Genomic DNA, 12678 nt, shown 5'->3' with positions numbered 1-12678 from the left:
CCGACCCTCGGAGTCGAGGTGGGAGAAATTGGACGTGGTCACAGCGGGATCACCTGAACCTTCTCACCGGCTTCGAGGGCCGTCGTGTCTTCGGGAACGTCGACGAGTACGTCGGCCCACGCCATCGCTGCGACGAGGTGTGACCCTGGCCCGGCGACCAACGAGACACCGTCGTCGCCGAGTCGCGCCCGGAGCATCTGTCGCTTGCCGCGGATCGACGTGATCGAGTGCGCCAGCGGGACCGGCCGCGGCTCGATCCGATCCAGGCCTGCCGCCTCTCGCACGATGTTGCGCGCGAAGACCAGAAAGGACACGACCGTGCTCACCGGATTGCCCGGAAAGTCGAGCACGGGCGTTCCCTCGATGGTCGCGACGCCCTGTGGACCACCGGGCTGCATGCGCACGGAGCCGAAACGCCCACCCAGCGGACCCACTACATCCTTCACGACCTCGAAGTCACCCATCGACACGCCGCCGGACGTGATCACGAGTTCGGCTTCGCGGGCAGCGTCGAACAATATTTTCTCGAACTCGCCCCGGTCGTCCGAGCTTCGGCGGACGGAGACGACGTCGGCGCCGTTTGCCCGCAGGTGAGCCGCCAGCGTGAGCCCGTTGGAATCGAAGATCTCGCCGGGACGCAGGGTGCTGCCGGCGTCGACCAGTTCGGCCCCGGTGGTGATGACCGCGACCGTGGGTCGAGAAACCACGGCGACGCTGTCGAGGCCGACCGCGGCGAGCACCGCGATGTGGCGCGGTTCGAGGACCTGCCCGGCCCGCACCAGGATCGTGCCCGCGGTGATGTCGCTGCCCTGCTCACGGATGTAGTCACCCGGTTGCCTCGACACGGTGACGGTCACGGCATCACCAGTGGGCGTTGACCGTTCGGTGTTCTCGACGGGGACGACGGCGTCCGCGCCGACGGGCACGGGCGCGCCCGTCATGATCTTGACTGCCGACCCCGACTCGATCCGGACGATCTCCGACGGACCCGCGGCAACGACACCGTCGACCCGCAGCGTGACCGGAACCGCCGCGACGTCCGATGCGAGAACGGCATATCCGTCCATCTGCGAATTGCGGAACAACGGGAGGTCGACGGGGGAGACGACGTCGGCGTGGACGACGCGACCGAGAGCGTCGGCCACCGACACGGACAGAGGCGTTCTGGTGCGCAGCGGGCGCAACAGTTCTTCGACGACTGCGAGGTGTTCCTCCACCGACGCCGCGCTCGGACGGTGCGCCCGCCCGCCGCCATCCGGTGATCCATCATGCCCAGCACTGCTCATTCCACGATCCTGCTCATTCCACGATCCTATGCGCGCTCCGTCGGGCGAATGTTCGGTGGATCGCACGAAGAATCGGGCGGACGGCATACTGGAGGATGGACAGTCGGACACCGAACATTCGAAGGAGGGTCATGACAGTCGGCAATGCAGTGGGTACCGGTGCCGTCGGGCTCGGAATCCCTTCGATCGGCCGGGCGAGGACCGACACCGTCGAGGACCGGCCGGACGTTCCCGTCCTCGTCGACAGATTCGGACGCGTCGCCCGTGACCTCAGAGTGTCCATCACCGAGAAGTGCTCGCTGCGGTGCACGTACTGCATGCCCGAATCCGGCCTGCCCGCCATCGAGGCTCGAAATCTGCTGACGGCAAGCGAGATCGCCCGCGTGGTCGGTGTCGCCACCTCGCACCTCGGCGTCGAGGAAGTCCGCTTCACCGGGGGAGAACCCTTGATGCGTGCGGATCTGGCGGAAATTCTCCAGCTCTGTTCGGACGCCGCGCCGGGCGTGCCGCTGGCGATGACCACCAACGCCGTCGGTCTCGAACACCGTGTCGACTCCTTGGTGGCCGCGGGTCTCGGACGGGTGAACGTCTCGCTCGACACCATCGACCGGCACCACTTCGCGGAGCTCACTCGGCGTGATCGGCTCCCCTCGGTCCTGGCGGGTGTGCGCGCGGCCAGGCGCGCCGGTCTCGACCCGGTGAAGATCAACGCAGTCCTGATGCCGGAAACGTTGCACGGCGCAGCCGACCTGCTGCAATGGTGCCTCGACGAGGGCGTCGCACTGCGTTTCATCGAACAGATGCCCCTCGACGCGGACCAGGAATGGGCGCGCGCGAACATGCTCGACGCACAGCACCTGCTCGACGTGCTGTCGGCCCGGTTCGAACTGACGGAAATCGGTCGCGCAGACCCGTCGGCTCCCGCGGAGGAATGGGCGGTAGGCGGAACATCCGCCACCGTCGGAATCATCGCGTCCGTCACCAGGTCGTTCTGCTCGGATTGCGACCGAACGCGGTTGACCGCCGAAGGCACCGTTCGGTCGTGTCTGTTCAGTGACGAGGAAACCGACCTTCGCGCAGCATTGCGCGGCGGCGCCACCGATGACGAGATCGCACGGCTGTGGCGCGGCGCGATGTGGAACAAGTGGGCCGGCCACGGCATCGACGCCGCCGATTTCGTACCGCCTGCACGGAGCATGGGAGCAATCGGTGGTTGAGGTCAGGTACTTCGCCGGCGCAGCCGACGCTGCCGGATGCGCGCACGAAACGTTCGATCTTCCCGCCGGAAGCACACTTGCAGCTCTCAAAGCTGCTGTGCAACAAAGACATGGAAGCTCGGTGGTCGACGTGCTGCGAGTCTCGGCGTTTCTCGTCGGCGACGACCTGACCCGTGATGCGGGCACGACGCTCGGCGACAGGGTCGATGTCCTGCCGCCGTTCGCCGGCGGTTAGCCTCCTTCAGTTCTCGGTGGTCCACCAGTCGTCGAACGGAGTGACCGGAACGGCGCGCTTGTGCCTGGTGTCGAGGAACATCCGCTCCAACTTCTCGGCGACCTCGTCGGACACGTCCTTGCCCTCGAGATAATCGTCGATCTGGGCGTACGTGACGCCGAGTGCTTCCTCGTCCGGGAGCGCAGGACGGTCGTCTTCCAAGTCCGCCGTCGGCACTTTCTTCCACGTGCTCTCCGGTGCGCGCAGTTCACGTAGCAATGCCGCACCCTGGCGCTTGCTGAGGCCGGTGAGCGGGGTGATGTCGACACCGCCGTCTCCGAACTTGGTGAAAAATCCGGTTATTGCCTCGGCTGCGTGATCGGTTCCCACGACGACGTAGCCCAACTGCCCGGCGAGCGCGTACTGCGCGACCATGCGCTGGCGCGCTTTGATGTTGCCGCGCACGAAGTCTCGGACCTCGGACGTGCCCAGTGCCTCGGCTGCGGAAGCCGCCGAGGCGTCGGACGCCTCCTTGATGTTGACGGTGACCGTCCGGTCCGGACCGATGAAGGTCAGTGCCGTCGTCGCGTCGTCCTCGTCGGCCTGGACTCCGTACGGCAGACGCACCGCGACGAACTCTGCCTCGGCGCCTTCGCTGCGTAGTTCGGCCGCGGCACGCTGGCAGAGCGCGCCCGTGAGGGTGCTGTCCTGACCACCGCTGATGCCGAGCACGAATCCCTTCGCGGGGCTCGAGCGCAGATAGGCCTTCAAGAAATCGACGCGGCGTGTGATCTCCGCCGCGGGGTCGATCGACGACTGGACCGCCAGTTCACGCAGGATGCGGGTCCGAAGTTCCGAGCGTAGTAGTGACATTCGGCCATTCTAGGGGCGGCGAGCGAACTTTCGCCGGTCAGCGGGTGGCTCGGCGCACCAGGTCTTCCCAGCCGTCGGCGAGCCGTTCTATCGGCATACCCAGATCGCGGAACTGATGCATGACCAGTGTCGCTTCGAGTGGGGTCAGCAGGTTGTAGGCCAGCAGTTCCAGATCGCCGCCGACGCCTGCGCTGCGCAGAAGTGTCAGCACATGGGTGTAGTTCACCATGTGAGCGGGCGCGGAGTACCGCACCAGGGCCGAGTTCTCGGCCGCGCGCATGACCTCGCCCTGAACCTCCACCAGTTGCAGCCGAGCGCGGCCGAAGGCGACGAGCCTGTCGATCGGGTCGGCACCCGGGCCCAACGGCGGGGGACCGAAGAGGAACGACTGCTGGAGCTCTTTCTCCGTGTGATCGAGCAGAGATTGCATCAGGCCGGATCGACTCCCGAACCGACGGAACACTGTGCCCTTGCCCACACCCGCCTTGGCGGCGAGGCCGTCCATGGTCACGGCGTCGGCGCCGACTGTCGCGACCAGTTCCGATGCCGCGTCCAGCAGAAGCCGCCGGTTACGCGCGGCGTCGCACCGCTCGGTCTCCTCGCCGGCTATGGGCAGCATGAAATCGGTCACAAGGGACAGTCTACCTGCTCGGGAATGGAAGTGGACCGCGGTCCGTTTAAGTGGTAAGAATTGGGTCGAACACCGGCTGCACACTCGAACTCGAAGGAATCACTCATGTCTGATGCACACGTTCTCGTTCTCGTCGGAAGTCTCCGCGCGAATTCGGTCAACAAGCAGATTGCCGATACCGCGGCGTCGCTGACCCCTGAGGGCTCCTCGGCGGTGGTCTACGACGGTCTTGCCGATGTGCCGTTCTACAACGAGGACATCGACGTCGACGGCAAAGTTCCCAGCTCCGCACTCGAGCTGCGTGCAGCGGCGGAGAAGGCCACCGCGTTTCTGCTCGTCACGCCCGAATACAACGGCACCATTCCTGCAGTTCTGAAGAACGCCATCGACTGGCTCTCCCGTCCGTACGGCGCCGGTGCGGTCTCGAAGAAGCCGGTCGCCGTCATCAGCGCGTCGCCGAGTGGAAACGGTGCCAAGTGGGCGCACGACGATGCTCGCAAGGCCGTCGGCATCGCGGGCGGCAAGGTGCTCGAGGACGTCGAGCTCACGATCGGCGGAACCATCGACAAGTTCGGAACTGCTCACCCGCGCGAGAACGCCGAGGTCTCCGCCGAGATCGGCGCCGTCGTTGCGGAGTTGGTCAAGGCATCCGACGAGCTCGTCGCCGCCTGATTACGGTAACGGGAATCGTTTTCATGTAGAGTTTTCGTATGAAAGTACGAAACTCACTGAAATCGCTGAAGAACAAGCCGGGCGCCCAGGTCGTTCGCCGTCACGGCAAGGTGTTCGTGATCAACAAGAAGGAACCGCGGTTCAAGGCGCGTCAACGCTGACGGATCGACGGCGCATCAGCGCCTACGGGCGGCCGGAAGAGGCCCTCGCAGTCGACAAGACTTCGAGGGCCTTTCTCGTGTCCGAACCGGACTGTTTCACCCTTCGCGTGCGGCGTGTCGGCTTGCTGTACTCGGTCACCATGGTTTCGCGTCTTCGGTGTGACGCATGACATGAAAGCGTGTCGCACGCGACACGCCGCAGCGGCCGAACAATTTGCTCGTCGGCAAGACTGTGACCAGCGAATACCAACGATGTTGTTCGCAACATCTCGTGTTGTAGGCATATGTCGGACACAAGGTGTAGTGTCTGAGCAGTCGAGAGGGCACAACGCAGGAAGCCCCGAAAACGGGCTCGAAGCACGGTGAATCGTCTCGAAACTGCTCTGACCCGGGTTGCCGCTCGGCGTCGGAATCGTCGGCCGAGGTCGGTACGGAAAAGGGGAACATCATGAGCATCACCGTCTACACCAAGCCCGCCTGCGTTCAGTGCAATGCCACCTACCGCGCTCTCGACAAAGAGGGCATCGAGTACAACGTCGTCGACATCTCGCAGGATGCCGAGGCTCGTGATTACGTGATGGCGCTCGGCTACCTCCAGGCTCCCGTCGTCGTCGCGGGTGAAGACCACTGGTCCGGATTCCGTCCCGATCGCATCAAGGCACTCACGGCGAGTGTTGCTTGAACTCAGGATGCTCCGGACGTAGGAGGAGATGAGCAGGTGTGAATTCCGCTCCCGCTCCGCCGTCGACGCATCCGATCGTCTACTTCTCCAGCGCATCCGAGAACACGCATCGGTTCGTCACGAAGCTCGCGCTTCCGGCAAGTCGCATCCCGCTCAAGAACCCCGAGGACTTCTCGGTGGACCAGCCCTACGTGTTGATCGTGCCCACGTACGGCGGGGGAATGACGTTCGAGGGCCGCGACACCAGCTACGTCCCCAAGCAAGTCATCAAATTTCTCAACCGCAAGCACAATCGGTCGCTGATCCGAGCGGTCATCGCGGCCGGCAACACCAATTTCGGTGATTCGTTCTGCTTTGCAGGCGATGTCATTTCGCAAAAGTGCGCAGTTCCGTATCTCTACCGATTCGAACTGATGGGCACTCCCGAAGACGTACATCGAGTCCGCGAGGGTCTCGAGGACTTCTGGGAGCGCGAATCCCGCCGCGCCGCGCAGGTCCACTAGCGCAGCGCACACAACACACGACATGTAGAAGGAACTGGAGCGAAGCCGTGGCACCGACCATCACCGAGGTAGCACCCGTCAACGCCGCTCGATCGGACAGCGATCTGGATTATCACGCGTTGAACGCGATGCTGAATCTGTACGGTCCCAACGGCGAGATCCAGTTCGAGAAGGACCGCGAGGCGGCCAACCAGTACTTCCTGCAGCACGTCAACCAGAACACGGTCTTCTTCCACGATCTGGACGAGAAGCTCGACTACCTCGTCGAGGAGAACTACTACGAGCCCGAGGTACTGGACCAGTACTCGCGCGAGTTCGTGAAGTTCCTGATCAACCACGCCTACTCGAAGAAGTTCCGTTTCCCGACGTTCCTCGGCGCGTTCAAGTACTACACGTCCTACACGCTCAAGACGTTCGACGGTAAGCGTTACCTCGAACGCTTCGAGGACCGCGTATGCATGGTCGCTCTGACCCTCGCGGCCGGTGACGAAAGGCTCGCGACGGATCTGGTCGACGAGATCATCGCCGGACGGTTCCAGCCCGCCACCCCGACGTTTCTCAACTCGGGCAAGAAGCAGCGCGGCGAGCCCGTCTCCTGCTTCCTGCTGCGCATCGAGGACAACATGGAGTCCATCGGGCGCTCCATCAACTCTGCCTTGCAGCTGTCCAAGCGCGGTGGCGGTGTTGCCCTGCTGCTCAGTAACATTCGTGAGGCAGGTGCCCCGATCAAGCGGATCGAGAACCAGAGCTCGGGCGTCATTCCCATCATGAAGCTCCTCGAGGACTCGTTCTCCTACGCCAACCAGCTCGGTGCCCGTCAGGGTGCGGGAGCGGTGTACCTCCACGCGCACCACCCCGACGTCTACAAGTTCCTCGACACCAAGCGCGAGAACGCGGACGAGAAGATCCGCATCAAGACACTCTCGCTCGGAATCGTCATTCCGGACATCACGTTCGAGCTGGCGAAGAAGAACGAGGAGATGTACCTGTTCTCCCCGTACGACGTCGAGCGCATCTACGGCGTCCCGTTCGCGGACATCAACGTCACCGAGAAGTACTACGAGATGGTGGACGACAAGCGAATTCGCAAGACCAAGATCAAGGCGCGCGAATTCTTCCAGACACTCGCCGAGCTCCAGTTCGAATCCGGTTACCCGTACATCATGTTCGAGGACACCGTTAACCGAGCGAACCCGGTGAAGGGCAAGATCACCCACTCCAACCTCTGCTCGGAGATCCTGCAGGTCTCGACGCCGTCGCTGTTCAACGACGACCTGTCCTACAGCCACGTCGGCAAAGACATCTCCTGCAACCTCGGCTCGCTGAACATCGCCAAGACGATGGACTCGCCGGACTTCGGCAAGACCATCGCCGTCGCGATCCGTGGATTGACCGCCGTGTCCGATCAGACCCACATCTACTCGGTGCCGTCGATCGAGCAGGGCAACAACGACTCTCACGCCATCGGCCTCGGCCAGATGAACCTGCACGGATACCTCGCGCGTGAGCGCATCCACTACGGTTCCGTCGAAGGCGTCGACTTCACGAACATCTACTTCTACACCGTGCTGTTCCACGCCATCCAGGCGTCGAACCAGCTCGCGAAGGACCGCGGAACCTACTTCAAGGGGTTCCCCGAATCCAAGTACGCCTCGGGTGAGTTCTTCGACAAGTACACCGACCGGGTGTGGGAGCCGAGTACCGCTCGGGTGGCGTCTCTGTTCGCGGAAGCCGACGTGCACATCCCCACGCAGGCCGATTGGTCCGCGCTGAAGGAGTCGGTGCAGCAGTACGGCATCTACAACCAGAACCTGCAGGCCGTTCCGCCGACCGGATCGATCTCCTACATCAACAACTCGACGTCCTCGATCCACCCCGTCGCGTCCAAGATCGAGATCCGCAAGGAAGGCAAGATCGGTCGGGTCTACTACCCGGCGCCCTACCTGACCAACGACAACCTGGACTACTACCAGGATGCCTACGAAATCGGGTACGAGAAGATCATCGACACCTACGCCGCGGCAACGCAGCACGTCGATCAAGGCCTGTCACTGACGCTGTTCTTCAAGGACACCGCCACCACGCGTGACATCAACAAAGCGCAGATCTACGCATGGCGCAAGGGCATCAAGACGCTGTACTACATCCGGCTGCGTCAGATGGCACTCGAAGGCACCGAGGTGGAGGGCTGCGTTTCGTGCATGCTGTAGGCCGAGGCCGCTGAACTTCACCCGATTCGAACCCAGAGGACACCATGACTGCTGCACCGCACTCGCCCGCGGACGGGGCGAAGATCAAGCTCATCGACCGCGTCTCCGCCATCAACTGGAACCGCGTCCAGGACGACAAGGACGCTGAGGTCTGGGAGCGGCTGACCAGTAATTTCTGGCTGCCGGAGAAGGTCCCCGTCTCCAACGACATCCCGTCGTGGGGCACGCTCAACGCCGTCGAGAAGCAGCTGACGATGCGCGTGTTCACCGGATTGACGTTGCTGGACACCATCCAGGGCACCGTCGGCGCAGTCAGTCTGATCCCCGACGCCGTCACCCCGCACGAGGAAGCCGTCTACACGAACATCGCGTTCATGGAGTCGGTCCATGCCAAGAGTTACAGCTCGATCTTCTCGACGCTGAGCTCGACGCGCGACATCGACGACGCGTTCCGCTGGTCCGAGGAGAACCCGAACCTGCAACGCAAAGCCGAGATCGTCCTCGACTACTACAAGGGCGACGACCCGCTCAAGCGCAAGGTCGCGTCGACGCTTCTCGAATCGTTCCTCTTCTACTCGGGCTTCTACCTGCCGATGTACTGGTCCTCACGGGCGAAGCTCACCAACACGGCCGACCTCATTCGCCTGATCATCCGCGACGAGGCCGTGCACGGCTACTACATCGGGTACAAGTACCAGAAGGGCCTCGAAAAGGTCACCGAAGCCGAGCGCGAAGACCTCAAGAACTACACGTTCGAGTTGTTGTTCGAGTTGTACGACAACGAGGTCGAGTACACGCAGGACCTCTACGACGAGATCGGTCTGACCGAGGACGTCAAGAAGTTCCTGCGCTACAACGCGAACAAGGCTCTCAACAACCTCGGATACGAAGGCCTGTTCCCCAAGGACGAGACCGACGTCAACCCGGCGATCCTGTCCGCACTCTCCCCGAATGCCGACGAGAACCACGACTTCTTCTCCGGTTCCGGGTCGTCCTACGTCATCGGCAAAGCAGTCAACACCGAAGACGAGGACTGGGACTTCTGATTCTGTTCGACAGCGCAGGCCCTCCGGCTACGAGCCGGGGGGCCTGCCCTGCTTCCGCATCGTTTCCGCGTCCTTCGGCATCCGTCCTTGCTCGGTCAGAGCGCGACGCAACAGAAACTCGATCTGCGCATTCGTGCTCCGGAGCTCGTCGGCAGCCCAGCGGGCAAGCGCGTCGTGCACCACTGGGTCGAGTCTGAGCAGAAGCTTCTTGCGTTCGACGGGCATCGGATTACTGGTAGAGCGATCCGGTGTTCACCACAGGCTGCGTGTCGCGGTCACTGCACAGCACGACGAGCAAGTTGGACACCATCGTGGCCTTCCGTTCCTCGTCCAACTCGACGACGTGCTTGTCCTCGAGCTTCGCGAGCGCCATCTCGACCATTCCCACCGCGCCTTCGACGATCTGCTGACGTGCAGCGATGACAGCACCTGCCTGCTGACGACGCAGCATCGCCTGCGCGATCTCCGGGGCGTACGCAAGTCGATTGATCCGCGTCTCGATCACCTCGACGCCCGCCGATCGAACCCGTGCGTGCACTTCCTCGCTCATCGCGCCGGTAATTTCGTCGGCGTTCTCGCGCAACGACATTCGACCCTCAGCATCGTACGGGTAGCTGCCGGCGATATGCCGGACCGCCGACTCGGTCTGCACCGCGACGAACTCCTCGTAGTCGTCGACCTGGAACGACGCGAGCGCGGTGTCCGCCACCTGCCACACCACGATCGCCGAGATCTCGATCGGGTTGCCGTCGGCGTCGTTGACCTTCGACTGTCCCGTCTCGTGATTGCGAATTCGCGTCGAAATCGCCTTGCGGTACGTCAACGGATTCGTCCAACGCAGGCCGGGCGTGCGGAGCGTTCCGCTGTACGAACTTCCCAGGAGCTGAAGCACGCGAGCCTGATTCGGCTGCACCAACGTCAAACCTGCAAGAACGGGAAGCGACACGACGAACAACACAGCGCCGACGACAGCCAGCGGGACAACGGTGAACACGAGGCCGAGTACGAACGCCGCAATACCTCCCAGGAACAGAACGAGCCCGACCCCGAGCATCGACCACCCCGGCAGATCCCACCCCGGCCGTTCGGCAATCGTCGTCGTCGGAGCACCCGTCGGTTTCTCGGCAACAGTCGATGGTCCAGTCACAATGGCCTCCCTCTCAGTAGTGATACTAAAGTGATATCACATTCCGCGCCCGCCGTCGCACCGAACGTGGCGTTCGGTCACTTGGAGTGACCGAACGTCACGTTCGGTCCCGAAAGGGGGGTGGGGGAGGAGGCGGCTCAGCGCCGGAACCAGGCTTCGGCGTTGTCGCCGAGAGCGTGGTGGATGCGCAGACGCGAGGTGTCGGCGAGGTTGTCGGGGAGTTCGGCGGGGTCGAACCATGCGACGGCGAGGTTTTCGTCGTCGGCGACGTGTGCGTGTCCGCCGGTGTGGTGGGCGAGGAAGGTGATGTCCAGGTACTGGGCGACGTCACCGTTGGGGTAGGTGATCGGCTCGGTGACGTCGACGCCGGTGAGGCGGACGAGTTCGGCGTCGATGCCGGCTTCCTCGCGGATTTCGCGGAGGGCGGCCGGTCCGGGTTCTTCGCCGGGTTCGAGGATGCCGGAGACGACGGCCCATTTTCCGTTGTCCCGCCGCTGGGTCAGGAGAACCTTGCCGTCGGAGATCACGACGGCGCTGACGCCGGACAGCCAGAGCGGTGACGTGCCGACCTTGTCGCGGAGAGCGAGGACGAATTCGGGGATCGGCATGTCAGGACACGTACGCGTTCAGGGAGTTGGTGACGTCCGCGAGGATCGTGCGGGCGGCGACCAGTCCGCTGCCCGACCACACGGTGTCGTTGACCACGAAGATGCGTCCGTCCTTCGCCGAGCCCAGGTCCTTCCACGCCTCTCCGGTCATGACCGAGGTGCCGTAGTCCTCCCCGGCGTCGCCGTCGAAGCGGACGTAGACGATGTCGCCTTCGGCGGCGGCGACGTCTTCGGCCGATCCGGTGGCGGTGGCGTCGACCTGCGTCGTAGGCCTTTGCACGCCGATCTCCGCGAGAACGGAGCTCGCGAACGTCGAGGGTGCGTCGGTGGAGAAGGAGTCCGGGAGGAACCGCACGACCGACGCCTGCGTCTGCTGGGCGTTGACGTCCCGGCCGACCTGCTCGGCGTCCGCCGTGAAGCGGGCCAGTTCGTCGAACGCGGTCCCGCCCCGCCCCAGTGCAGCGGCCGATTGCAGGAATGCGCCCTTCCATCCCTGGTCGGTGCTGGTGAAGACGGTCGGCGCGATGTCGCCGAGCGCCTCGTACATGTCCGGTCCCAGCGTGTCCGCTCCGATGATCAGGTCGGGGGAGAGGCCTGCAATGGCGTCGATGTCCGGTGAGCCCACGGCCCCGACCGACGGGATCTGCGTGATTCCGGTGCCCAGGTACAGCTCCTGATCGCCGTCGCCGCGGAAGTCGGGATCGAGCGGGGCTGCACCGACGACGCGTTCCCAGACGCCGAGCGCGCAGGTGGCGTCCAGTGACGCCGCGTCCAGTACGACGACGCGCATCGGGTCCGCAGGCACGTCCGTGATGCCCTCGCTGTGACCGACAGGGCGGGTGTCACCGTCGATGCCCGTCGGATCCAGGGGTGCAGGAGCCGGGCACAGCCCGACGGTGTCGCGGTCGTTGCCGACGACGCCGGCTCCGGCGATGTTGGTGGTGCTCCGAACGATGGTCGACGCGTTGTCCTCGGAGGACGCGGTGTCCGAACATCCGGATGCGAGCGTCAGTGCTGTCACCACGATCGCAAGGGCAGCGGTGCGCGCCTGAGACGTCTTGGTCAACTCGGATGTTCCTTACGGGAGTCGGGATGCCGTCATACCCTATCGAAGAAGATCGACCGCTCCTCGAATCGCCGGTCTCGCTGGTCGTTCGACGCCGCCCAGCTGGTGCGGGAGCCGAATACGACACACGGTAGGACCGGTTGGTCAGGCTCGGAGTGCACGGTCTAGGATTCGAATAGCGCAAGACACCAGGACGTCCCGCTTGTCGATCGGGATGGGACGCATCTTCAGGAGGATCAGTGACTGCCCTAGCGCCTAGGCCTACTCCCGCTGTGACGGCGGCTCGGCCTTTTCCGCCGCGGATGGGACCTAAGGGTTCGTTCGTTCACAAGGCGATTACGACCACTGATCCCAAGGTGTTG

The 12678-nt window shown here is 63.7% G+C and carries 15 protein-coding genes; 8 read left to right on the top strand and 7 right to left on the bottom strand.

The window, feature by feature from the left end:
- Positions 1–38: 38 nt before the first annotated feature.
- Positions 39–1286, bottom strand: coding sequence for a gephyrin-like molybdotransferase Glp (gene glp / locus CH292_RS00075; protein WP_230594060.1), 1248 nt, complete (start codon positions 1284–1286; stop codon positions 39–41).
- Positions 1287–1417: 131 nt separating this feature from the next.
- On the opposite strand from glp, the gene moaA reads away from it, so the two are divergent.
- Complete coding sequence (gene moaA, locus CH292_RS00070) at positions 1418–2503, top strand: GTP 3',8-cyclase MoaA (RefSeq protein WP_019668003.1); 1086 nt, start codon at positions 1418–1420, stop codon at positions 2501–2503.
- A complete protein-coding gene (locus tag CH292_RS00065; RefSeq protein ID WP_019668004.1) occupies positions 2496–2738 on the top strand; it encodes a MoaD/ThiS family protein in 243 nt (80 codons plus the stop codon). Before moaA ends, CH292_RS00065 begins: the two co-directional genes overlap by 8 nt.
- A gap of 6 nt (positions 2739–2744) precedes the next feature.
- On the opposite strand, the gene nadE is transcribed toward CH292_RS00065, so the two are convergent.
- Together nadE and CH292_RS00055 are read right to left on the bottom strand one after the other, a co-directional pair.
- Complete coding sequence (gene nadE, locus CH292_RS00060) at positions 2745–3590, bottom strand: ammonia-dependent NAD(+) synthetase (protein WP_019668005.1); 846 nt, start codon at positions 3588–3590, stop codon at positions 2745–2747.
- 37 nt (positions 3591–3627) lie between these two features.
- Complete coding sequence (locus CH292_RS00055) at positions 3628–4221, bottom strand: TetR/AcrR family transcriptional regulator (protein ID WP_019668006.1); 594 nt, start codon at positions 4219–4221, stop codon at positions 3628–3630.
- Positions 4222–4326: 105 nt separating this feature from the next.
- Here CH292_RS00055 and CH292_RS00050 point away from each other — a divergent pair, with 105 nt between their 5' ends.
- The 6 genes from CH292_RS00050 (at position 4327) to nrdF (ending at position 9495) form a co-directional block, all read left to right on the top strand.
- Positions 4327–4893: an NAD(P)H-dependent oxidoreductase gene (locus CH292_RS00050; RefSeq protein WP_094653753.1), complete on the top strand. Its 567-nt coding sequence runs from the start codon at positions 4327–4329 to the stop codon at positions 4891–4893.
- Between the two features lie 38 nt (positions 4894–4931).
- Positions 4932–5054 carry a type B 50S ribosomal protein L36 gene (gene ykgO / locus CH292_RS00045; protein ID WP_019668008.1) on the top strand — a complete coding sequence of 41 codons (123 nt, stop codon included), beginning with the start codon at positions 4932–4934 and terminating at the stop codon, positions 5052–5054.
- Positions 5055–5502: 448 nt separating this feature from the next.
- Entirely contained in the window at positions 5503–5736 is a 234-nt protein-coding gene (nrdH, locus tag CH292_RS00040) for a glutaredoxin-like protein NrdH (RefSeq protein WP_019668009.1), read from the top strand.
- 38 nt (positions 5737–5774) lie between these two features.
- On the top strand, positions 5775–6239 hold the full coding sequence (nrdI, locus tag CH292_RS00035; RefSeq protein WP_019668010.1) for a class Ib ribonucleoside-diphosphate reductase assembly flavoprotein NrdI: 465 nt from the start codon (positions 5775–5777) through the stop codon (positions 6237–6239).
- A 47-nt stretch (positions 6240–6286) separates the two neighbouring features.
- Complete coding sequence (gene nrdE, locus CH292_RS00030) at positions 6287–8449, top strand: class 1b ribonucleoside-diphosphate reductase subunit alpha (RefSeq protein WP_019668011.1); 2163 nt, start codon at positions 6287–6289, stop codon at positions 8447–8449.
- A gap of 44 nt (positions 8450–8493) precedes the next feature.
- A complete protein-coding gene (gene nrdF / locus CH292_RS00025; RefSeq protein WP_019668012.1) occupies positions 8494–9495 on the top strand; it encodes a class 1b ribonucleoside-diphosphate reductase subunit beta in 1002 nt (333 codons plus the stop codon).
- A gap of 27 nt (positions 9496–9522) precedes the next feature.
- Here nrdF and CH292_RS00020 read toward each other — a convergent pair whose 3' ends face one another.
- The 4 genes from CH292_RS00020 to CH292_RS00005 all read right to left on the bottom strand — a co-directional run bounded on the left by CH292_RS00020 (position 9523) and on the right by CH292_RS00005 (position 12316).
- Positions 9523–9720, bottom strand: coding sequence for a hypothetical protein (locus CH292_RS00020; protein ID WP_094653752.1), 198 nt, complete (start codon positions 9718–9720; stop codon positions 9523–9525).
- 4 nt (positions 9721–9724) lie between these two features.
- Positions 9725–10642 (bottom strand): SPFH domain-containing protein, encoded by a 918-nt coding sequence (locus tag CH292_RS00015; RefSeq protein WP_027498868.1) that lies wholly within the window; start codon positions 10640–10642, stop codon positions 9725–9727.
- Between the two features lie 137 nt (positions 10643–10779).
- Positions 10780–11250, bottom strand: a complete 471-nt coding sequence (locus tag CH292_RS00010; RefSeq protein WP_019668015.1) for an NUDIX domain-containing protein — start codon at positions 11248–11250, stop codon at positions 10780–10782.
- A gap of 1 nt (position 11251) precedes the next feature.
- Positions 11252–12316 carry an ABC transporter substrate-binding protein gene (locus CH292_RS00005; protein WP_094653751.1) on the bottom strand — a complete coding sequence of 355 codons (1065 nt, stop codon included), beginning with the start codon at positions 12314–12316 and terminating at the stop codon, positions 11252–11254.
- Positions 12317–12678: the final 362 nt, after the last annotated feature.

The sequence above is a fragment of the Rhodococcus sp. 14-2470-1a genome (assembly GCF_002259425.1).
In the GTDB taxonomy this organism is placed as follows: Bacteria; Actinomycetota; Actinomycetes; order Mycobacteriales; family Mycobacteriaceae; genus Rhodococcoides; species Rhodococcoides fascians_E.
Note: the sequence above shows the minus strand (reverse complement) of the source record. Positions and strands in the feature narration are given on the sequence as shown.

Bases quoted from the DNA above. Each gene is read 5' to 3' on its own strand.
- moaA (WP_019668003.1), top strand. From the start codon at position 1,418: ATGACAGTCGGCAATGCAGTGGGTACCGGTGCCGTCGGGCTCGGAATC.
- CH292_RS00010 (WP_019668015.1), bottom strand. From the start codon at position 11,250: ATGCCGATCCCCGAATTCGTCCTCGCTCTCCGCGACAAGGTCGGCACG.
- glp (WP_230594060.1), bottom strand. From the start codon at position 1,286: ATGAGCAGTGCTGGGCATGATGGATCACCGGATGGCGGCGGGCGGGCG.
- nrdH (WP_019668009.1), top strand. From the start codon at position 5,503: ATGAGCATCACCGTCTACACCAAGCCCGCCTGCGTTCAGTGCAATGCC.
- nrdF (WP_019668012.1), top strand. From the start codon at position 8,494: ATGACTGCTGCACCGCACTCGCCCGCGGACGGGGCGAAGATCAAGCTC.
- CH292_RS00050 (WP_094653753.1), top strand. From the start codon at position 4,327: ATGTCTGATGCACACGTTCTCGTTCTCGTCGGAAGTCTCCGCGCGAAT.
- nadE (WP_019668005.1), bottom strand. From the start codon at position 3,590: ATGTCACTACTACGCTCGGAACTTCGGACCCGCATCCTGCGTGAACTG.
- ykgO (WP_019668008.1), top strand. From the start codon at position 4,932: ATGAAAGTACGAAACTCACTGAAATCGCTGAAGAACAAGCCGGGCGCC.
- CH292_RS00020 (WP_094653752.1), bottom strand. From the start codon at position 9,720: ATGCCCGTCGAACGCAAGAAGCTTCTGCTCAGACTCGACCCAGTGGTG.